The organism is Rhizobium lusitanum (assembly GCF_014189535.1).
Lineage (GTDB): Bacteria > Pseudomonadota > Alphaproteobacteria > Rhizobiales > Rhizobiaceae > Rhizobium > Rhizobium lusitanum_C.
In genome coordinates, this window is sequence record NZ_CP050307.1 from 1117174 (window position 1) to 1139107 (window position 21934).

Here is a 21934-nt window from a genome sequence, read left to right on the forward strand (position 1 = left end):
TTTGAGTGGTACGGTCATGAAGAAAATCGGATTCCTCTCGTTCGGGCACTGGACGCCCTCGCCCCAATCACAGACGCGGTCGGCATCCGACGCGCTTCTGCAATCCATCGACCTTGCCGTCGCGGCTGAGGAACTGGGGGCGGACGGGGCCTATTTTCGCGTCCATCATTTCGCCCGACAGCTCGCTTCACCCTTCCCGCTGCTGGCAGCCGTCGGCGCCAAGACCAGCCGCATCGAGATCGGCACGGCTGTCATCGACATGCGCTATGAAAACCCGCTCTACATGGCAGAAGATGCAGGCTCGGCCGATCTCATCGCCGGCGGGCGTCTGCAGCTCGGCATCAGCCGTGGTTCTCCCGAGCAGGTCATCGACGGATGGCGCCACTTCGGCTATGCACCGCCCGAAGGCGAGAGCGAAGCCGACATGGCCCGGCGTCATGCGGAAGTCCTGCTCGATGTGCTGCAAGGCGAAGGCTTTGCCCAACCGAACCCACGGCCGATGTTCCCCAATCCTCCGGGCCCCCTGCGCCTCGAGCCACACTCAGAAGGTCTGCGCGAGCGGATCTGGTGGGGCGCAAGCTCGAATGCCACAGCGCTCTGGGCAGCCAAGCTCGGGATGAACCTGCAAAGCTCCACGCTCAAGGACGACGAGAGCGGGCTTCCGTTCCACGTCCAGCAAGCCGACCAGATCAGGGTGTATCGCGAAGCATGGAAGGCGGCCGGCCACAAGCGCGAGCCGCGCGTGTCGGTCAGCCGCAGCATCTTCGCGCTGGTGACGGATCGAGACCGCGCCTACTTCGGAAATGGCAACCAGGGTGAAGACAAAATCGGCTTCATCGACGACAAGACCCGGGCGATCTTCGGCCGCAGCTATGCGGCCGAACCCGAAGCTCTGATCAAGGAACTGGCAGAGGACGAAGCCATAGCGGAAGCCGACACGCTGCTCCTAACCGTCCCGAACCAGCTCGGCGTGGATTACAACGTGCATGTGATCGAGGCGATCCTGGCTCACGTCGCCCCCGCCCTCGGCTGGCGCTAGCGCCAGCCACGGACTGAGGCTCGCCGGCCGGCGCATCTCATTGGTCGAGATAACGCTCCGTCAGGCGAGCCCACATGGCGGCCCCAACCGTCAGGCTTTCGTCGGCAAAATCATATTTGGCACTGTGCAGGATTGCCGAATTGACGCCATTGCCGAGGCGGAGAAAACTACCCGGTCTGTGCTCGAGATAATGCGAAAAATCCTCGCTGCCGGGAATGAGCGCGCAGGTGCCGACCTTCTCGGCGCCGACAAGCTCCTCGGCGACAGCGCGGGCAAATTCCGTTTCCTTTTCGGAGTTCACGACGACGGGATGGCCATGCGCGTAGTCGATGGCAACCTGGGCTCCGTATCCTTCCGCCACCGCTTCCGACAATTTCCGGATCCGCGCCTCAAGGAGCTGGCGCACCTTCGGATCGAAGGAACGGATGCTGAGCAGCATCTTCGCGCTTTCCGGAATGACGTTTGCCGCTTCGCCCGCATGGATAGAACCAACGGTGATCACGGCCGTCTGCGTCGGGTCGATGCTGCGGGAAACGACCGACTGCAAGGCAACGACGAGATTGCAGGCAACGACGACCGGATCGATGGTCAGATGCGGACGCGAGGCATGCCCGCCCTTACCCGTAATCGTGATCTCCGCCGTGTCGGCCGCAGCCATTAGCGGGCCGGAGCGCATCAGCCATGTGCCCTCGGGAGCGCCCGGATGATTATGCAGGCCGAAGATCGCGTCACACGGAAAGCGCGCGAAAAGACCATCATCGATCATCGCCTGGGCGCCGCTCCTCGCACCGGCCTCTTCGGCGGGCTGGAAGATAAAGTTCACCGTGCCGTTGAAGCGGCGGGTGCGCGCCAGATATTCGGCCGCGCCAAGCAACATCGTCGTGTGGCCATCATGACCGCAGGCATGCATCTTTCCCGGAACGCGGCTAGCATAGGGCTTGCCGGTCTGCTCGTTGATCGGCAGCGCATCCATGTCGGCGCGGATGGCGATGCTCTTCGTCCCTGCACCGGCCTTCAGGCGGGCGACGACGCCGTGCCCTCCGACATTGCGGTGAACTTCGTAGCCCCAGGCCTCCAGCTTCTCAGCCACGAAACGGGCGGTCTCGGCTTCCTCGAAAGACAGTTCGGGATTGGCGTGAAGATGCTGCCGGATACCGGTGAGCTCAGCTTTCATCGGTTCGAAATCCGAGAGGCGGGCGAAGTCGTTGTCGAGGGTCATGGCTGTTCCAGTGGTTTGCATGAGCGCTACGCCAGCCCCAATGAGGCCGACGGTCTTGCATCTGATCGAGAGCCGCCGCGCTAGATGAAGCGCGACAGGAAGCTTCTGGTTCGTGGATGCTGAGGGTTGCCGAGCACATCGTCCGGCTTGCCTTGCTCGACGACCTTGCCGCCATCCATGAAGACGACGCGGTCGGCCGCTTCGCGGGCAAAGCCGATCTCATGGGTGACGACGATCATCGTCAGCCCCTGCTTGGCGAGATCCCGCATGGTGGCAAGCACCTCGCCGACGAGTTCCGGATCGAGCGCGGATGTCGGCTCATCGAAGAGCATCAGCGTCGGCTTGATTGCCAGCGCCCGGGCAATCGCCACCCGCTGCTGCTGGCCGCCTGAGAGCTGGCGCGGGTAATTATCGGCCTTGGCGGAAAGTCCGACCCGCTCCAGGAGGACGCGCGCGTTCTCGATCGCCTTGGCGCGGCTTTCTCCGTGGATGCCGACCGGCGCCTCGATGATGTTCTGCAGCACCGTCATGTGCGGATAGAGATTGAACTGCTGGAACACCATACCGATCTTGCGCCGCTGCAGGGTGATCGCATGGTTGGACAGGCGCTCCAGCCGGCCCTTTCGAAAGCGATAGCCGATCTGCTCCCCATCCACCTCGATCGATCCGCGATCGATGGCTTCCAGATGGTTGATGCAACGCAGGAATGTCGACTTTCCGGATCCGGACGGTCCGAGAATAACCACCACTTCCCCCGGCGCGACATCGAGATCGATGCCTTTCAGCACTTCGAGATGATCGAAAGACTTGTGGACGTTGCGCGCGCGGACAAGCGGCGCCCCGGTCGCGATCGCACTCATTGGCCTGCCTCCTGCGCTACAATCTGGGACGGGGTCGGTGCAGCCAGCGCGATTTCCTTCACAGGCTTGGCACCGCCGGAACGGCGCTCACCACGGCCGTAATAACGCTCGATATAACTCTGGCCGACATTCAGCACCGAGGTGATCAGCAGATACCAGATGACGGCGACCAGCAGCATCGGCACGACTTCGAACGTGCGATTATAGATCGACTGGACCGAATAGAGCAGATCCGCCATGGCGATGACGCTGACGAGCGAGGTCGCCTTGATCATGCTGATCAGCTGATTGCCAGTGGGAGGCACGATCGAACGCATGGCCTGCGGGATGATGATGCGGCTCAGCGCTCGGGCGCGTGTCATTCCGAAGGCCTCCGCAGTCTCGAATTGCCCCCTGTCGACGGAGAGCAGGCCGCCGCGAATGATCTCCGCCATATAGGCCGCCTCATTCAGGGCCAAACCGGCGATTGCCGCGGTCATCGGGCTGATGACCGAGTTCGTATCCCAGCTCACGAAGGTGGGGCCGAAGGGAATGCCGATCGAAAGCGTCGGGAACAGCGTTGAAAGATTGTACCAGAAGATCAGCTGCACAAGCAGCGGCGTGCCCCGGAAGAACCAGATAAAGAGGGAGGCCAGCGTATTTGCCAGCCGGTCCTTCGATAGTCTGGCGATTGCCAGCAGCAGGCCAAGCACGATGCCGAACGCCATGGCAACGACCGTCAGGCCAAGCGACACATAGAGGCCACTGATGACGGTCGGATCGAAGAAATAATGCGCCACGACCGGCCAGCCGAAATTCTCGTTGCCGGCAACCGACCAGGCGAAATAGGCCGCTATCGCCAGCGTGACGACCCAGGCCGCCAGACGGCCCAACGGAAAAGGGCTATGGGCGTTGGCCACATCCAGGGCATTCGCATCACCCACTGATGATGCGATCTTGTCGGTCGCCGTGCTCATTTCGGTAACGTCCCGCCGAGGTTGATACCCGGCTCCTTGATCATATTGTTCTCAAGGCCCCACTTCTTCATGATCGCGGCATAGGCGCCATTGTCCATCAGAAGCTTGACGGCATCCCGCAGGACTGGACCGAGCGGCGAACCCTTCGGTACGACAGCGCCTTGGTAGAGATCCTCGAAGCCATTCTTCTGGCCGACGCCCGTCAGTTCAAGCTGGCCATTTGCCTGCGAGACGAAATAGGTGAGCGGCGCCTGCGACGAGAAGAAGGCATCCGACCGCTTGGAGCGTACCGCAAGGATGGAGCTGGGCTGATCGGTAAAGGACTGAACCTCGATCGCATCCTTGCCGTCGGTCTTGCACTTCTCGGCCTGGACCTGGATGACCCTCTCGGCGGAACCGCCCGCCATGACGGCGATACGCTTGCCGCAGGCCGTATCGAGCGAGGTGATGCCTTTCGGATTGCCCTTCTGGACAGAGAAAACGACGAATTCCTGAACCCAGTCGACAAAATCATTCGCCTCTTCGCGGCTCTTGAAATCGCCCACCGGGCCGAAGGCAAACTGATAGCGGCCGGAATTGATGCCGGCGAGCAAAGCGGGCAAACCGCCGACCGTCTCATGCGCGATCTTCAAGCCGAGCACTTCGCCGATGGCATCGGTCAGATCGGCGCTTGCGCCGGTCAATTCAGTGCCGGTGACGATCTCATAGGGAGGAAACGAGCCGTTGTTGACGGAAATCATCTTGCCGGCGGTACGGATGCTCTCGGGCAGCTTGGCCCGCAGCTCCTCGTTCACCGATAGCTTTGGAAGGCCGGCATCCTGCGCGAACGCAGAGCCCGAGATCATCAGGCTTGCCAGGGCAAGGTAAGTTACTTTCTTCAACGACATGCTCGTTCCCCTTTTTTGGTTTGTATTCCTTAAGCGTCAGCCGGCAGCCTTGGCGTCGATGCGGCTGCCATCGGTGTCGAACTGAAAGAGCTCCTCCGGCGTCAATCGCCGGGGCAGGATACCCTGCACATGCAGCTCATTGGCAAAATCATGGATCATGGTGCGATTGACCGCAAAGCCGCTCGCATCCCAGCCCTGCGGCAGCTCGACCGACGACTTCAGAAGTTCATCGAACATCCAGGGCGTTGTCTCGGCATACTTGCGCCGTTTGCTGAGCCAGACGCGCTGGGATTCGTCGATCAGCGCGCTGAGCTCAGCGATCACCCAGGGATGCTCGGCAACGAAGCCAGCCTTCAGGCCAATGAGATGCATGCCGGGGACATAGCCCACGTCGTCGAAATATCGACGTTCGGCACCGCGAAAGTCGGAAAGAACCTGCCGGAAGGGCGAGTCCTCTGCAAAATAGCCGTCCGGCATGAATGGCGTAAAAATCGCGTCCAGTTCGCCATCCCTCAGAAGGTCGATCATGGGCCGCTCGCCGGGTGCGGCCTCGATGCGGCCGGGACGGCCGAAGCCATCGAGACGATCGACTATCGGATGCGCCTCGGTCAGCCGGCCCGCATACCACATCGCATCCTCGACACCGACGCCCTCGCGGCGAAGTGCTGCCCGGGTCCAGGTATTACCGGAATCGCGCCAGCCGGTAACGCCGATACGCTTGCCCGCCAGATGACCCAGCTCGGTGATCGGGCTGTCCTTGGTCGTGATGACACAACGGTGGCGAAAGCCGCGCATGATGAAATTCGGAATACCCACGACGCTCTCGTCGCCATCGATGCAAAGCTGCGTATAGCGGCTGAACGACATTTCCGCCGCATCATAGGCATCGCTCTTTCCGACGTGCGAAACCAGGGTACCGATCCTGTCCACCTTGATGTCGAGCTTTGGAGAGGAGACGTCGCCGAGGACGAGCGGCGTCATGTAGTCCCAGTCACGAAGGGCAAGGCGGAGAGTCAGAGGCATGGACATTCACTCGCTGAAATCTTGTTTTCGAAGTGAATAAATGTTCAAATTAAGCTGATCAAATGTTATTACGTTATTGAACATTAAATATGGCGCGAAAATGAGCGAAGACAAAACCGCAGGCTGGTTTGCCGAAAAATTGAGCGACAGAACCATTCGGGGAATCGCCATTGGAACCAGTGCCTTGATCCGAGCAGGCGCCCTGCCGGTCGGCACGAAGCTGCCACCCATCCGCGATCTCGCCTTCGCGCTCGGCATCAGCCCCGCCACCATCTCGGAAGCCTGGAGCGAACTCAGGCGCCAGAAGATCATCAGCGGACGGGGTCGCAACGGCACCTGGGTCAGCGGCGATCGCTTCGTTGCCAAACCAGCACGACTGGCAAGCAACGGACATTACGGCGAGGATGTCCTCGACCTCACCGCTGCCGTACCGGACGTCAGGCTGCTCCCGAAGCTGGCGGAGGCAATGGCCTACGGCGCCTCGGCGGAAAACCTCAACAGCTATGAGCGCAACCGCATCCTGCCGGAGCTGGAAGCGGCGATGCGCAAGACCTGGCCCTATGAGCCTGAGGCGTTTCTCGCGACGAATGGCGGCTACAACGCCGTCTATACGCTGGCGCACGCTCTGATCGCGCCGGGAGAAACGGTCGCGATCGAAGACCCGACAGGCATGCGCCTTCTGGACATTTTCGAAGATCGCGGCGCGCGCATCATCCCGGTACAATGCGATGCCGAGGGGCCCCTGCCTTCATCATTACAAGCGGCGATGGAACATCGGCCTGTAGCCTTCATCTTCCAGCCGCGCCTGCATTCAGTCACCGGTCAGACCGTCAGCCGGCAGCGCATGGACGCTCTGGAGAACATCCTCAGAGACACCGATACGCTGATCGTCGAGGATGACGGCATGGGCGACATCTCCGCCGCACCGCGCCATTCGCTCGGGCACCGTTTTCCCGAACGGGTAATCCACATATTCTCGTTTTCGAAGACGCATGGGCCGGATTTGCGTCTCGCCGTACTCTCAAGCTCGCGGGCAATCGTCGAGCAGATCCAGTCCTACCGAAGCTTCAGCGCCGGCTGGACGAGCCGCATCCTGCAAGCCGCGACCGCCTGGCTGCTACGTGACGAGGCAACGCAGGATACGCTGCAGCACGCACGCGCCATCTATCAGACCCGACGCGACAATCTCATCGACGCGCTCCGGGACAAGGGCATCGATGCGGTGCATGGACACGGTCTTTGCGCCTGGATTCCCGTCTCCTCCGAACCCTTCGCAATGGTAACCTTGGCTGCGCGCGGCATTGCCGTTCATCCCGGCGCGAAATTCTCCAACCTGCCGAGCAATCATCTGCGGGTCGCGACCGCCACCCTCACAGACCGCTGCGAGGAGGTTGCAAACTCGATTGCGCTGTCCGCTGTTTATGACTGAGGCAATTTATCAGTGCGCTTAGCATCGCTATTTTGCACATCGGATACTTCATGAGGCCGCTTGCAACAAAGAACGAAACGCCGATAAAGCAGGGTCCGCAACCGGTTCCTCAGATCGGCGGTCTGCCGCTGGGCAGCGGCGATCGACTGATGGGAGCCGATCTCTATACTCTCGAAACCTGCGGCTTCGATCAGTGGCGCAAGCCTTTCCACGGTGAGGCCGGCGCCAAACGGCAGCCGTCCCATGATGCTCTGATGCCGGTCGCTCATCGCACCATCGTAATGCGGATCGATCCCGGCCACGCGGTCGATCAAGCCGATGGCGAAAGAGGCGAGCTTTCCGATAGACGTGGGTTTTGCCCAATCACCGTCGAAGATCAGCAGTTTTCCGCCCGGCTTCAAAACGCGATACCAGTCCGCCAATGCCTGATCCGGCGTCGTCAGCGTCCAGACGAGATGGCGGCAGACGACCGCATCATAGCGACCATCCGGCTCCATAGTCTGCTCCGCATCAGCTAGGATGAAGCGCACACCTTCCCGCGTGGCATGTTTATGGCGAGCAACCGCAAGCATCGCTTCGGAGAAATCAAGCGCCGTCACCTGATGTCCGAGAGAAAGCAGCACGTTGGTCACCTCGCCGGTGCCGCAAGCAAGCTCCAGCACCTTCAGCGGTTTGCTGCCAAGGCCACGTTCAACCGCCGCAGCCCAGGCAGTCAGTTCCGGCCCAGGGGGAATGCGATGGCCGAAAGCAAGATCGAAGGTTTTCGACCGCTCCGACCAGTATTCGCGGATATCTTCCTTGAGATGATAATTACGGCCCTGCATGTTTACGACGCCTTGGCCTTGATTCCTTTGAGCTCAGCGTCATCGATGATCCGCAATGGCCCGCACGGAACCGCTGTCGCCCGATAGCGGATGAAGCAACCGCCGTCGCTATCGTGCTCCACCTCGACATCCACGCCGAACACATCGCGGATGCATTCGCCCGTCAGCACCTCACGCGGCGTCCCGAGTGCCACCAACCGTCCACTGTTCATGACAGCAAGGCGATCGCAGAACATGGCGGCGTGATTGAGATCATGCAGGGCCGCGACCACGGTCAGATCCTGACGGCGCACGAGATCCAGCAAGCCGATCTGGTGTCCGATGTCGAGATGGTTCGTTGGCTCATCAAGAAGCAGGATTTTCGGCTGCTGCGCAAGCGCACGGCCGATATGCAGCCGTTGGCGCTCGCCGCCCGAAAGCGTGTGCCACAGCCGGCCGGAAAGATGGAGCATGTCGACATTGGCAAGGGCGGCCTCGACGATCGCGTCATCCGTCGCCGACCAGGGCGATAGCGCGCCCAGATAGGGCGTGCGGCCGAGTTCAACGGCCTGTCTGGCCGTGATCCGCTCGCCGGTCTCGGCCTGTTGTTCCACCAGGGCCAGACGCCGGGAGAGTTCGCGCCGACCGAGAGCGCGGATCGGCGTGCCGTCCACAAAAATCTCCCCGGTCTTTGGCTTGCGGATACCGGAGAGCATCATCATCAGGCTGGTCTTGCCCGAACCGTTCGGCCCGATGATCCCAAGAAACTCGCCTGTGCGGACATCCAGCGATATGTCCCGAACGATAGCTTGCCCACCGGCATTCCACGAAACATTCCTTGCCGACAGGGTCATGCGCGCGCCCTTTTCTGGCTCAAAATCAAGGCGAAAGCGGGCGCGCCGACAAGAGCGGTGATCACCCCGATCGGCAGGACCTGGCCGTGGATCAGGGTGCGCGACAGGATGTCGGCCGCGATCATGAAGATGGCACCGATCAGGGCTGCTGCCGGCAGAAGTACACCGTGGCGGACGCCTACCAGCATCCGCGCAGCATGCGGAATGACCAGGCCGACGAAGCCGATGGAGCCGACGATCGACACCATCACGGCGGTCATCATGGCGGATGTGCCGACGAGCACGAGATAGGTGCGGCGCACCGAAATTCCGAGCGAGGCCGCCGATTCCGCACCGAAGGTAAAGGCATCGAGCGACCGCGCATGCCAGAGGCAAATGACGAGCCCGAACAACGCGGCCGGAATTGCCAGCCAGGCATCCGGCCAACGCACGCCGGAGAGATTGCCAAGCAGCCAGAACATGATGCCGCGCGCCTGTTCGGCCGTCGCTGCCTTGGTGACGATGAAGGAGGTGAGCGCGTTGAAGAGCTGCGAGCCCACGACTCCGGCAAGAATGATCGCGGCCGTCCCCCCTTCCCGCCCTGACGGCCAGCAAGGCAACGAGCGCGAAGGCGACGAGCGCGCCGAGGAAAGCCCCCATCGGCATCGTCAGGACGCCCGCGCCCAGACCGAGGATCGCGACACCGACGGCGCCGGTGGAGGCGCCAGCGGAAATGCCGAGAATATAGGGATCGGCCAGCGGATTGCGCAGAAGCGATTGCAGCACAACGCCGGACAGGGCGAGTGCTGCCCCGCAAGACGCTCCAACGACCGCGCGGCTCAGCCGATAGCTCCACACGATGCCCTCATCGATCGGCTCGAGCGGATATCCGGCACCCCAAAGCCGATTGGCGACGGTCTTGGCGACAGTTTCAAACGGGATCGAGGTCTCGCCGATCGCCGCGCCCAACCAGAGCGCGGCAACGAGAACGGCGAGCGCCAAGGCGATTGTACCCGTTCGACCGATCGATGAAAGGGCGTGGTTCACTGCGTCAGGCCAGCTGCAGCGATGGCGTCAGCAAGCGCCTCAATGCCTTCGATCGTACGGATGGTCGGGTTCATCGCCTGCGCATCCATCTCGAAGACATGGCCGCTTTTAACGGCGGGCATCAGGCTTGCAACAGGATCCTTTTCCAGGAATTTACGCTTGGCCTCCGCGCTATCCAGCGGATAGCGGCGACGCTCCATCGCAGCCGCGACGATCATGCTTGGATTGGCCTTGGCAATGGTCTCCCAGCCGACGGTCGGCCATTCATCATCGGTCTCGATGATATTCTTGATGCCGAGCGCCGACATGATGTAGCCCGGTGCACCATTGCGGCCCGCCACATAGGGATCGGCGTCCTTGGCACTGGAAAACCAGAAGACTGCGGAAAGCTTGCCCTGTGCGGAAGCGACCTTGGCGCGGGCTGCCGCTTCGCGCTGTTTGAGATCCGCGACCACTTCCTCGCCTTTGTCCTGCACATTGTAGATCTTCGCGAGATCACGGATTTCCTGATAGACGAGATCCATGGTGAAGACCTGATGACGGACGCCATCGCTGGAGCCGGAGTTTTCCTTGCCGACGCAATCGGACGGCGAGGTATAGACAGGGATGCCCAGCTCCTCGAACTGTTCCGGCTTAGCGACCACGCCTTCGGGGCCTACCTGCCACTGGAACTGAACCGTGACGATATCCGGCTTCTTTCCGACGACGCTTTCGAAACTTGGATCGTTGTCGGCAAGGCGTTCGATCTTGGCATTGATGTCTTCATAGCCCTTGAGGACCGGCCCGACCCAGAGCGCGGTGCCGACCACCTTGTCGGCAAGGCCCAGACGATAGAGGATTTCAGTCGTGCTCTGTCCGATAGAGACCGTGCGCGACGGCGCTTTCTGGATGGTGATCTGCCGGCCGCAGTTCTGGAGCGTGAGAGGGTAGCTGGTTTCCGCCGCCCCCGCCTGCCCGGGCAGGCTGGCTGCGATCAAGGACATAGCGCACAGGGCAGCGCGCAATGGCCGCTTGAAAATGGTCTTCATCATAATTCCCCGAAGTGATGTGAACGCCGCCCGGAAAGGGCGGTGGTGAAGGTCAGAATGCCCAACAGGCATTCCGAACAGTCGAATGATCGTCAAAATTCGGGGAAGGCAGCGCACCAAGGCGCTGCGAAGCGTAAAGGATAGTCATGTCCTGCTCCTGTTTCGGGCATCCCCGCCCGTGACAATGGATAGATCTTCGACGGCAGGTCTCCTGGCTCACGGATATCAGTCGTCCATCTGCCTTCCCGCGCCCGATTGGCGCAGTGGCACGGCACCTTTCGGTGCCACGAGGATGGACGGTAATCCGCTTACAGTTGCGGGGGCAGCCACGGTCTTGGTCCCTTTTGGGTCGTCCGCACCGTGTTCCCTATTAATCCCCTCGGAGTCATCGTCGGGGAACCGTCGCGTCCAGTTATGCCAAGGTCCGTGGTTGCGTCAAGCCGTGAAGACGCCCACTTGAAAATACCCCTCGCGGCAAAGCCTCCGACCGTCGTCGATCTCACTATCATGGCAGATCCAGTTAGTAATGTAATAACGTTACGTTTGCTATCAAACTTTCTGACGCCTGTCCAGTTCGCACGATCCAATCTGTGAAACGCTGGGAATTATTAGCAGATACCAGCACTATTAAGCAGTGCCATATCAAGCAGTGCCATGCCTGACGGCCGGCTGAAGGCTCCGCACGGAAACTATAATCCGGCTACGGATCACATTCATTCTCTTGGCAGGCCTTCCGGCCGGAGATGCTTCTTGAGTGCGGCGATGCGGAAGATGGCATTTGGGGCGCCATACCCTCGGTAACCACCGCGCTGAACGATCTCGAAGAAGAAGCCCTCTCCGAAGGTGCCGCTATAGAGCTGAAAGAATTCACCTTGCTCGTCACAGTCGTACAGAATGTTCTCTGCCTTCAGCCGCTCGGTCAGTTCCGGATCGAGACCAAAGCGAGCTTCGACGTCGTCGTAATAATTTGGCGAAATGGGCAGAGGCTGAAAACCGTTCTTCCTCAGCGCCTCGGCGGTCTTGAATATGTCGTCGGTCTGGAAGGCAAGGTGCTGCACGCCGGAGCCGAACTTTTCCGCGATGAAGTGACCGGCGAGCGTGCGGCGGTTCTCCGCGCCGTTCAGCGTGATCCGCAGCGTGCCAGCGTCATTCTCCACCACCTGACTGCGCACGACACCTGCCGGATCGATGATATCGACCATCGGCGTCTTCCGTGTCTCGAAGATCGACGTATAGAACAGCAACCAGGTCAGCATTTCCTCATAGGCGACTGTCTGGGCAATATGGTCGACGGTGCGTAGCCCAGCGGGCTGGACTGCGGCTTTGTCGTCAAAGGGAATGAAGTCGATCTCGGAAAAATGCCCGAGATCGGTCTTATCGTCGAGGAAATAGATGAGACCGCCGCCAACCCCACGGATCGCCGGTACGTCGAGTTCGCCCTCTGCGACTGGCTGGCTGAACGGCTCCGCATCGAGCGCCCTGGCACGCGCCAAAGCTGCTTCCGCGTCATCAACAACAAGTGCCACCGCATAGGCCAAAGTGCCGTGCACGGCGAAGGAGGAATTGGCAAAACCCCCATCGTCGGTATTGACGAGAATCCGGATATCACCCTGTTGAAAGAGGCTCACCGTTTTCGTCCGGTGCATGGCAACCTTGCGGAAACCCAGCGTGCGCAGAATGCCGATGAGATCGTCCGCGTCCTCCTCGTCGGCGGAAAACTCCACGAAACCAACACCTTTGACGGAAACCCGATCAGGCATGGAGGCAACGGTGAGACCGCCGGCGTTGGGGTTGCGGCGCGCCTGGTCGCCGAGATAGATGAGGGATCGATGACCATCTGCGGCGATCGCCCGCGACGAGCCGCCACGAAACTGGTCGTTGAAGATCTCCAGCGAGAAATAACCGTCATAGCCGGTCTCGGCGACAGCCGTCGCAAAGGCCGTCACCGGCAGATCGCCCTCGCCCGGCATATTGCGGAAATGCCGGCTCCAATAAAGCAGGTCCATGTCGATGAGCGGCGCATCCGCAAGCTGAACGATGAAGATCTTGTCCTTCGGAATGGAACGGATCGAGTTGATGTCGATCTTGCGCGACAGTGTGTGAAAGCTATCGAGGATCAGGCCAATGTTCGGATGATCGGCCCGGCGCACGATCTCCCAGGCGTCGCGGTGGTCGTTGATGTGCCGGCCCCAGGCCAGCGCCTCATAACCGACCTTCAGGCCGCGTTTGGCGGCGCGCTCACCGAGCTCATGAAAATCGGCCGCCGCCCGGTCGATGCCGCCGAGCGAGGCCGGAGAGACATTGGAGCAGACCAGCACAAGATCGGTGCCGAGTTCCTGCATGACATCGAACTTACGTTCCGCCCGGTCGAAGGTCCGAGACCGAAGCGGCTCCGGCATGCCCTCAAAATCGCGGAACGGCTGGAAGAGCGTGATCTCCACCCCGTGGTCCCGCACCATACGCCCGACATCGGCCGGACTGCCGTCGAAGGCCAGGAAATCGTTCTCGAAGATTTCCACCCCGTCGAAACCCGCCCGCGCGATCGCTTCAAGCTTCTCCGGCAATTCCCCACTGATCGATACAGTCGCAATCGACGTCTTCATTGTGGTCAAACCTCCGTGTCGAGCTGGATGCGGATACCGCACGCCTCGTGCCGGTCGTCGACAATCATTGGTCGATGTCAATGATAACTGCAAATACCAAAATATATGACATACATAACTTGATGTTAATTTTCAGCCGCCGCCATCTCCGTGCGCAGCAGTTCGATGAACTCTTCTGCAAAGACGGAAAGTACGACATCGTTGCGGTATGCGGCATAGGTCCGAAAGGTGGTATCGGCCTCGATCTCAAGGCATTTGACTCCGCGCACGCTACCGCCAGCGACCGTGAACTGATCGATGATGGCAATGCCCAATTCCTCCGCCACGAGCGCGCAAACAGTCGTGCCGAACCGAGCCTTGATCTTCATCTTGTAGTTCAAGTCACGGCGTCGGAAAATTTCAGTCATCACGCGCCCATACGGATCGTTCGGATCTATCCCGATCAGCGTATGCTTGACGATCTCCTCGGGAGAAATGCTCTCCTTCTTGGCCAGCTCGCTATTTTCCGGCACGACACAGAGCAGCCGTCCGGTCGCCAGCGGCGCAAAATGGACGATCGCATGCTCGATGAACGAGCTGATCGCCACCACCTCGCCTCGCCCGACAAGGAGATAGTCGATGGCCTCCTCCATCCTCAGGATATTGATGTCGACATCGAGCTCCGGATAACGATGCCGAATACCGGCAATCGATTTCGGCACCATGACATTGGCGATGCTCGGAACCGAGCCGACGCTGAGAAGCCGGTTGCCTCCCTTGCCGAGCCGTTCGACCGCGAACTGGAGATCCTCAACTTGGCGGTAGACGGTGTCGAGAAGACCGAAAATATGCCGCGCCTCGGGCGTCGGCACATAGCGCCCATGGCTGCGGTTGAAGAGGCGCACATTCAGCGAATCCTCAGTGTATTTCATCGACCGGCTGATGCCGGGAGCAGAGACACCAAGCAGGTTGGCCGCACCGGCAATGGTGCCGGTAATCATGATCGCGCGGATCACTTCGATCTGGCGGAGCGTCAACATCGTCGCGGTCTTCTCCCGAGTCAGACACTGAGATTTCCGGCACGATCCTATGGGCATTCCGTTAAATCAATGGTTTCGCGCAGCTCTAACAGCTCCGCGATGCCGCTTTCCCCTATTCCGCAGCCTCCGTCCAATTCAGCACCCGGCGGCATGCTTCGATCGAGGCCTGTTCGATACCGGCATAGTGATCGAATTCATTGAGCACGCTCGCCCCGAGATCCGCCTCGAAATGCAGCTGATTGGGGCTGGCGGCAAATTCATGTTGCGCGTCGTCACCGAGATTCGACTGGAAGATACCCGCCGCACTCACCGGCAGGAAGTCCTCGTAGACGATAGGATCGAACTGTACCAAACCATCGGCGATCCAGCGTTCAAGACCATTACCCGTCCGGCCGCCTGCCTCACGACCCTTTTCCGTCAGCGAATAGCTGAAATAGCCGAGCTCTTGGGCGCGGATCTCCACCCAATTGTCCGGGAATCTCTCGAAGGCCTTGGCGAGTGCCGCCTCATATTCCCTGACATTCGAACCATCGGCAGCCGGCCGAACGATCCCACGGGAATCGGTGAGGAGCGCGTCATAGAGCGCGCGGCCCTTGGGGGTCAGCGCGATGCCGCGCTGCTCGATCTCGCCGAAGCGGGCAGTGTGCGAACCGGCCTGCCAGGAACCATCCTCCGCGCGAAAAGACACCGGCTCTTCGAGAGCCTTGAACGAGGTCTGGCGCAACAGGATCGGGCATTCGCGGGTCGGCGGCCCCTCGACCACCGCCTTCGGCACGATGCCATGCGCCGGCATGCGGGCCTGGACGCGATCGATGTCAAGCGTGCGTGGCGTCAGGTGATTGATATGCGGCCCCTTGAAGGAGACGACGTCGGCGATCAGGCGGTGAGCATCGTGCAGGCGATGATAAAGCTCGGGGCTGACATTGGCGCGGTCATGCCAACGGAAGGTTTCGAGAACTTCGGAAACGAACCTGTCGGCATCGTTCGTGACGAGGCCCCCGTCCTTCTCGGCTTTTTCGGCAAGCGCGATCGCGCCTTCCGTGAAAATCCGCCGGCTGGCAAGGACAGCCTCGGCCTCGGCGCGCAGCGTCTCGTCCGCGATCAGATCAAGCCGGAGAAGCGATGTGAAGACACGGAAGGGGTTGCGCTTGAGGGCGGCCTCGCCAACGGGGCGAAAGGCGGTCGAATGCACCGGCACGCCCGCGGTCGACAAATCATAATAGCCGACCGGATACATGCCCATCACAGCGAAAATCCGCCGCATCATGGCAAGCTCGGCGGCAGTGCCGAGGCGGATGGCGCCATGCCGCTCCTCGGAGATCCGCGCCAGCGAGTCCGTTTCGTCGAGGCGTCCCTGAAGCGCCGGGTTTGCGGCCAGCGTTTCCGCATTGACCTCCGACACCAGCTCCATCAGCGTGCCATAGGCTGGCACTTCCTTGCGATACATGTCCGACATGGCAGCGGAAAATGCGTGGCGGATTTCATCGGGGGAAACATATGGCGCGGTCACGGACATTCTTTCTTGCGAGCGAGTTCATTCCTTTTCCGCACAATATTGCTTGTTGGAAAGGTTGTCTCATGACATTTTGAGCTAAATTGATGCGTTATAGGAATGAACATGCGCCGCAGCCTGGTTCCGGACATCGCCAATCTTCAGGCTTTCGAATGTGCCGCACGGCATGGCAATTTCACCCGGGCGGCCGAAGAACTGAACCTCACTCAAAGTGCCGTCAGCCGGCAGATCCATGCGCTGGAAGAGCAAACCGGCCTGCTGCTCTTCGAGCGCGTACGCCGACGCGTCATTCTTTCCGAGCCAGGAAAACGCCTGCTATCCGAGGTGCGGCGCCTGCTTGCTCAGTCGGAACAGCTGATGATGCGGGCAGTCGCCTCGGCGGACAAGGACGAGTCGCTCAACATCGCAACGCTTCCGACCTTCGGCGCGCGCTGGCTTATGCCGCGCTTGCCCGATTTCCTGACCAGCCATCCCTCGCTGGCATTGACGGTGGGTTCGCGCTCAGAACCCTTCGATTTCGATCAGGAGGATTTCGACCTCGCCATCCATTATGGCCAACCGAGTTGGGCGAAGGCGACATCGACCTTCCTCTACAGCGAACTCGTACTGCCCGTCGCAAGCCGGAAAGTGGTCGAAAAATTGCAAGCGCAAACCCCGGCGGATCTTGCCGATGCGCCGCTGCTCCATCTTACCACTCGCCCGCGTCTCTGGTCGCAATGGCTTGAAGCCAATGGGGTGACGCCAGACAACGGCTTTCGCGGTAACCGCTTCGACCAGTTTTCGATGATCATCGGCGCGGCACTCGCCGACATAGGGGTCGCACTCCTTCCCTCCCACCTGATTGAGGAAGAGGTTCGCGCGGACGCGCTAGTGCCGGTCTTCGATCTGCCGATGGCCACCGAATTCAGCTACTACGTTGTGCTGCCCGAAGGCCGCCAGAGCAATGGAGTGGCGAACGCCTTCAAGGATTGGCTGATCAGCCAAGCCAACACTGCTACAGAAGCGCTTACTGGTTGAGCAGAACTCCCGATCAAACAGCCTTGCGGCGCGGCGAGCGGGCCATCAGCCGGGCATAGGCAATCGCCGAAAGCATATTCACATGATTGGCCTTGCCGGTTCCGGCTATGTCAAACGCCGTGCCATGATCGACAGATACGCGATCGATCGGCAGGCCCAACGATACGTTGACGGCGGTCTCGAAGGCGACGAGCTTGATCGGGATATGGCCCTGATCATGATACTGCGCGATAACGAGGTCGAAAGCGCCATTATAGGCGCGGGCAAATACCGTATCGGCCGAAATCGGACCTACGACATCGATCCCCTTCGCCCTCGCCCGCTCGACGGCCGGCGCCAAAAACTCAATGTCCTCGGTTCCGAACAGGCCGTTTTCGCCGCAATGCGGATTGAGGCCGGCAACGGCGATGCGCGCCGTCTTGCCGAGCCGCAGGAAGTGATTGTGCCCGGCCTCGATGGTCGCCAACACGCGCTCCGTTCTCGCCCGCTCGATTGCGCCCTTGAGAGAGACGTGCGTCGAGACATGAATGGTGTTCAGCCGCTCCGAGGCCAGCAGCATGAACGAGCTTTTCGAACCCGTCAGATGCGCCAGCAAGCCTGTGTGGCCGTCGAAATGATGGCCGGCGAGGTTCATCGCTTCCTTGTTGATCGGTGCCGTGACGATGACGTCGGCCGCGCCCGACATGGCGAGATCGACGGCACGGCTGATATAGCGCACCGAGGCGTCGCCGGCGACCGGACTGACCTTGCCGATTTCGGGCAAAGGCGCGCCGAGCTCCACCTCATCAACAGCGATCCGGCCTGGGCCCGCGATATCGGCGGGCGCAAACACCAGCCCTGTCGCAGCAACGCGATCGGCGCGCTCAAGCGCTTCGATATTGCCGACGATCACGAAATCGCGGCGTTCTTCCTCCGGCATCGCCGCCAGCGCCTTGACGATCACTTCCGGGCCGACGCCTGCGGGATCGCCCAAGGTCACCGCGACTTTCGCATTCCTGTCCATCAGTCCCATTCCCTTTCGGCGGCGCGCTCAGAAAGCGGCTTCGTAGATCGCGCGAATATCGGCGCGCGACAGATCACGCGGATTATTATCGAGCAGCCGACGGATGGCAAAGGCATCATCCGCCATGGCATCGAGATCATCTTTCGGGACGCCGAGGCCAGAGAGCGTCATGTCTATGCCAAGCTCGGCGCAGAAGGCATAGGCGGCATCAAAGACCGACTGAATGCTGTCCGAAGCCCCGCGACCGAGCGCATCCATGACCACCTTCGTCTTCTCCGGAACGGACGGCGTATTGAAGGCGAACACATGCGGAAAGATCAGCGCATTCGCCGCCCCATGGGCGACATGCCAGCGCGTGCCGAGCGGATAGGCCAGCGCATGACCGCCGGCGGTATTGACCGGACCTAGGCAGAAGCCGCCGTAGAGGGATGCCAGCGACAGGCCGGCGCGCGCCTCGGCATCGGAACCATCCTTGACCGCCCGCGCCAGATATTTGCCGACGAGCCGGGTTCCCTCGATCGCGTAGAGATCGACCATCGGATGCGCCTTGCGATTGGTGAAGGCCTCGACGCAATGGGCCATGGCATCGACGCCGGTCGCCGCGGTGATGCGCGCCGGAACCGTAAAGGTCAGAGCCGGATCGATGACGGCGATATCAGCCAGCATATGCAGGCTCTCGACAGCGAGCTTGGCCTTGGTGTTGGGGTCTGTGACCAGCGCACGAATGCCGGCCTCGCTGCCGGTGCCGGAGGTCGTCGGCACCTGCGCCAGCGCGACACGGCGCGGGCCTTTAACCTTGTTCGGACCAACAACCTCCTGCAGGGTCTGCGACGAGCCAGCGAGAACAGCGGCGAGCTTGGCGAGATCCATGGCGCTACCGCCACCGAAACCCACCACGAGATCGGCATCGGCCGCATTTGCCGCAGCAAGTACCTTGTCGAGATTGGCGGTGTCCGGCTCCGGCGTCACATCGGCAAAGATGGTGACGTCGCCTTGCAAAGCGAGAACATCGACGCGCTGCGCATTGAACGCATCGGAGATAACGAGAATGCGGCCATAGCCTTTTTCGCTCGCCCATTTGCCAAGGCGCTCCGCCGTCCCCACACCGAACTCGATCAGATGCGGCCGGACGATTGTTATAGGCGAATCCAAGCTGACCACCGGACTGCTCCTCCCTGTGGATGCCTCGGCATCCAGCTGTCGCGTAGATGTAAATTTGTTATACAATACGGCTTTACTTGGCAAGCACCCGCTCCCGGCAAGCCGATCGGCATTCATCCGATCGCCTCGGGCGACAGCCGCGCATATTTGATGGTCCGGCGATAATAGGTGTAGGCGATATGCACCACGCCATCCGCCCCCTGCACGATCGACGGATAGGAAAATTCGCGGTTGAGCGAATCCTTCGAATTGTTGCTGAGGCAATAACCATCGCCAGTATCGAGATCGATCCGGCGCGGGAAGCTCGCTCCGCCATCACTCGAAAAGGCAAGGCTGAGCGGTGCGCGCGGCACACCCCAGACCGCCTTTCGCCGTTCAGGCGTCCGCTCTGGCGCGACTCCGACTTCCTCATCGCCCTCGATCTCATCATAGAGCGACAGGCGCCTGGCATCCGACATCAGCGCGTTGGAATGGTTATAAACCATTGCTATGTCATTATTTTTCAGCTTTACGGCCTGGATGGAAGAATTGTTGTTCGGCAGGTCTACCGGTTGCGGCACGCTCCAGCTCTCCCCACCATCCGTCGAGCGGCTGGCAAGCACGGACTGGGCAAAGCGGTTGCGATAGAAGGCAACGAGATTGTTGCCCTCGAGCGGAACGATGTTCATGTGAACAGCTCCGAGACTGTCCGGCACCGGCGTCATAGCCCAACTCTTACCCTGGTCATGCGAGATCAGCACGCCGGCCGTATCCGCATCGCCGGTCCAGCGCTCGCCGGGCAATCCGACGCAGCGAAAGACCGGGAGCAACCACGCGCCGCGGCCGTTCACGACAATTGGCTGACGGACAAACGTGCCCGGGAGATCGCAGAGCACACGGACCTCGCCGAACGTCTTGCCGCCATCCGCCGAGATCCGGCATTTGACAACAGACCCATCCTGATTTCCCGAGGTCTGCGAGGTATAGAGAAGCCAGACATGCCCGTTAGGAGCATTGAAAATCAACGGGTTCTGCTCTGATTTGGCTGGATCGTCGGACATTTTCTCCGGTGCCGACCAGCGCGTTGCACCGGGGGAAAGGTGCGACATGTAAATAGAGATGTCGCCCATGCCCTCCATCGTACCTCCAAACCACACGCAGGTGAGCGTCCCATCGGGAAGAAAAGCGAGATTGGCGGCGTGATTTTGAATGCAGGGAGAGGGCAGATAGGCATCCCCTCGTCCCTTCTCCAAGGAGTTGGCAAGGATCTCGCCCGTCATCAGCGCCGGTACGGCATCCGGTTGCAAACCCGAGAAGGTCATGATCGCTCTCCTTATGGCAGCTTGGCGTAGGCGTCGGAAAGTGCTGCATGATCCGCATCGCTGAGCGGCATCAGCGGCGCGCGCGTTCGCCTCCAGGCTGGATTGCCGGTCTTCAGCCCGATCATGGCCTTGATTGTCGGGATCTGCACATAGGAGTTGGACAGTGTGCGATAGGCGTTGATGCGCGCCTGCGCCGCATCGACATCGGCGGCACGCGTCTCGTCATGGACCTTATCGTAAACAATACGCAGCGAATCCGCGACCAGATTGGACGTGGCGGTGATGCAGCCGGCACCTCCGGCTTTCAGCAGCGGCAGCAACAACGGGTCGGCGCCTGCAAGGACGGAGAAGCCGGGATAGGCAGCTATGATCGCCTGCATATTATTGAAATCGCCCGCAGATTCCTTGATGCCGACGACGGTGTCGCCAAACGCCTCGATCAGGCGGCCGATCAGTGGCACGGAGAGCGGGACGCCGGAGACCTGGGGTATATGATAGAGGATGACCTGCAAGCGAGGATCCGCGACCGTCTCAAGCACCTGCGTATAGGCAGCAAAAAGCCCTTCGTCGGAAACGCCTTTGTAGTAGAATGGCGGCAGCATCACCACCTTGGTGACGCCGAGCGAAAGCGCATGCCTGGTCAGTTCCACCGTTTCCGGAATGGCCGTCACGCCGGTGCCCGGAAGCAGCCGATCGGCCGGAATTCCTGCCTTCAGCGCCGCTTCAAGGATTGCACGGCGCTCGCTTGACGAGAAGGAATTCGCCTCGCCGGTCGTGCCGAGAAGCGCCACGCCATGACAGCCCTCATCAAGGAGACGCTGGCAATGTTCGGTGAATAATCCCAGATCCGGACTGCCATCGGCATTCAACGGCGTTGCGGCCGCGCTGAATACGCCTGTAATCTTGTGATTGCTCATATCGTCCTCCCCGGATGAGCACAGCAGACGGCAAAGCGGTCCGCAGAATGCTGTTTAAATCGGCCCAGCTCATATTGTTGTCAATATGATAATACGCACAAGATCTGGCTTCATTTTTCAAGCATCTGAAAAATAACGATAAAATTTTTCCATCGACTGAAGATGCTTCTTTGAAATTAATTTTTATTGACATATTTACATTATCGGTTGAGTGTTTGCGTCTGTCGCGACGCTCTTCGGGAGAGAGACATTAGAGGCGTCACGGGTTCTGTTTTT

General features: G+C 60.5%; 18 protein-coding genes, 1 pseudogene and 1 riboswitch. Of the genes and pseudogenes, 3 read left to right on the forward strand and 16 right to left on the reverse strand.

Annotation, left to right across the window (positions count from 1 at the left end):
- The first annotated feature begins 16 nt into the window (after positions 1–16).
- The gene (locus HB780_RS08190; protein WP_183689521.1) at positions 17–1039 is read left to right on the forward strand and encodes an LLM class flavin-dependent oxidoreductase; all 1023 of its coding nucleotides are present in this window, start codon (positions 17–19) and stop codon (positions 1037–1039) included.
- 37 nt (positions 1040–1076) lie between these two features.
- On the opposite strand, the gene HB780_RS08195 is transcribed toward HB780_RS08190, so the two are convergent.
- The 5 genes from HB780_RS08195 to HB780_RS08215 form a co-directional block, all read right to left on the reverse strand.
- Entirely contained in the window at positions 1077–2258 is a 1182-nt protein-coding gene (locus HB780_RS08195) for a M20 aminoacylase family protein (protein ID WP_183689522.1), read from the reverse strand.
- 80 nt (positions 2259–2338) lie between these two features.
- On the reverse strand, positions 2339–3118 hold the full coding sequence (locus tag HB780_RS08200; RefSeq protein WP_183689523.1) for an amino acid ABC transporter ATP-binding protein: 780 nt from the start codon (positions 3116–3118) through the stop codon (positions 2339–2341).
- Positions 3115–4074, reverse strand: a complete 960-nt coding sequence (locus HB780_RS08205; RefSeq protein WP_183689524.1) for an amino acid ABC transporter permease — start codon at positions 4072–4074, stop codon at positions 3115–3117. The genes HB780_RS08200 and HB780_RS08205 overlap by 4 nt, the downstream gene beginning before the upstream one ends.
- Positions 4071–4961, reverse strand: a complete 891-nt coding sequence (locus HB780_RS08210; RefSeq protein WP_183689525.1) for an ABC transporter substrate-binding protein — start codon at positions 4959–4961, stop codon at positions 4071–4073. The genes HB780_RS08205 and HB780_RS08210 overlap by 4 nt, the downstream gene beginning before the upstream one ends.
- Positions 4962–4997: 36 nt before the next feature.
- Complete coding sequence (locus HB780_RS08215; RefSeq protein ID WP_183689526.1) at positions 4998–5984, reverse strand: substrate-binding domain-containing protein; 987 nt, start codon at positions 5982–5984, stop codon at positions 4998–5000.
- Between the two features lie 100 nt (positions 5985–6084).
- Between HB780_RS08215 and HB780_RS08220 the strand changes: the two genes are divergently transcribed.
- Positions 6085–7413: an aminotransferase-like domain-containing protein gene (locus HB780_RS08220; RefSeq protein ID WP_183689527.1), complete on the forward strand. Its 1329-nt coding sequence runs from the start codon at positions 6085–6087 to the stop codon at positions 7411–7413.
- On the opposite strand, the gene HB780_RS08225 is transcribed toward HB780_RS08220, so the two are convergent.
- The 7 genes and pseudogenes from HB780_RS08225 to hglS form a co-directional block, all read right to left on the reverse strand.
- Positions 7404–8237, reverse strand: coding sequence for a class I SAM-dependent methyltransferase (locus tag HB780_RS08225; RefSeq protein ID WP_286203012.1), 834 nt, complete (start codon positions 8235–8237; stop codon positions 7404–7406). The two genes, HB780_RS08220 and HB780_RS08225, sit on opposite strands and share 10 nt — an antisense overlap.
- Positions 8238–8239: 2 nt before the next feature.
- A complete protein-coding gene (locus tag HB780_RS08230; protein ID WP_183689528.1) occupies positions 8240–9070 on the reverse strand; it encodes an ABC transporter ATP-binding protein in 831 nt (276 codons plus the stop codon).
- Positions 9067–10096 (reverse strand): annotated as a pseudogene (locus HB780_RS08235) (FecCD family ABC transporter permease). The gene HB780_RS08230 and the pseudogene HB780_RS08235 overlap by 4 nt, the downstream one beginning before the upstream one ends.
- On the reverse strand, positions 10093–11124 hold the full coding sequence (locus HB780_RS08240) for an ABC transporter substrate-binding protein (protein ID WP_183689651.1): 1032 nt from the start codon (positions 11122–11124) through the stop codon (positions 10093–10095). The pseudogene HB780_RS08235 and the gene HB780_RS08240 overlap by 4 nt, the downstream one beginning before the upstream one ends.
- A gap of 184 nt (positions 11125–11308) precedes the next feature.
- Positions 11309–11542, reverse strand: a riboswitch (cobalamin riboswitch).
- A gap of 295 nt (positions 11543–11837) precedes the next feature.
- A complete protein-coding gene (locus HB780_RS08245; RefSeq protein WP_183689529.1) occupies positions 11838–13727 on the reverse strand; it encodes a bifunctional sugar phosphate isomerase/epimerase/4-hydroxyphenylpyruvate dioxygenase family protein in 1890 nt (629 codons plus the stop codon).
- Between the two features lie 125 nt (positions 13728–13852).
- The gene (locus HB780_RS08250; protein ID WP_183689530.1) at positions 13853–14746 is read right to left on the reverse strand and encodes a LysR family transcriptional regulator; all 894 of its coding nucleotides are present in this window, start codon (positions 14744–14746) and stop codon (positions 13853–13855) included.
- A gap of 112 nt (positions 14747–14858) precedes the next feature.
- Positions 14859–16262 carry a 2-oxoadipate dioxygenase/decarboxylase HglS gene (hglS, locus tag HB780_RS08255; protein WP_183689531.1) on the reverse strand — a complete coding sequence of 468 codons (1404 nt, stop codon included), beginning with the start codon at positions 16260–16262 and terminating at the stop codon, positions 14859–14861.
- Positions 16263–16358: 96 nt separating this feature from the next.
- Here hglS and HB780_RS08260 point away from each other — a divergent pair, with 96 nt between their 5' ends.
- Positions 16359–17276 (forward strand): LysR family transcriptional regulator, encoded by a 918-nt coding sequence (locus HB780_RS08260; RefSeq protein ID WP_183689532.1) that lies wholly within the window; start codon positions 16359–16361, stop codon positions 17274–17276.
- A 13-nt stretch (positions 17277–17289) separates the two neighbouring features.
- Here the strand turns inward: HB780_RS08260 and pdxA are convergent, their stop codons facing one another.
- From pdxA to HB780_RS08280, 4 genes are all read right to left on the reverse strand, one after another.
- Positions 17290–18279, reverse strand: a complete 990-nt coding sequence (gene pdxA, locus HB780_RS08265) for a 4-hydroxythreonine-4-phosphate dehydrogenase PdxA (RefSeq protein ID WP_183689533.1) — start codon at positions 18277–18279, stop codon at positions 17290–17292.
- A 27-nt stretch (positions 18280–18306) separates the two neighbouring features.
- Positions 18307–19440 (reverse strand): iron-containing alcohol dehydrogenase, encoded by a 1134-nt coding sequence (locus HB780_RS08270; protein ID WP_183689534.1) that lies wholly within the window; start codon positions 19438–19440, stop codon positions 18307–18309.
- Between the two features lie 113 nt (positions 19441–19553).
- Positions 19554–20741, reverse strand: a complete 1188-nt coding sequence (locus tag HB780_RS08275) for a sialidase family protein (protein WP_183689535.1) — start codon at positions 20739–20741, stop codon at positions 19554–19556.
- 11 nt (positions 20742–20752) lie between these two features.
- A complete protein-coding gene (locus HB780_RS08280) occupies positions 20753–21658 on the reverse strand; it encodes a dihydrodipicolinate synthase family protein (protein ID WP_183689536.1) in 906 nt (301 codons plus the stop codon).
- Positions 21659–21934: the final 276 nt, after the last annotated feature.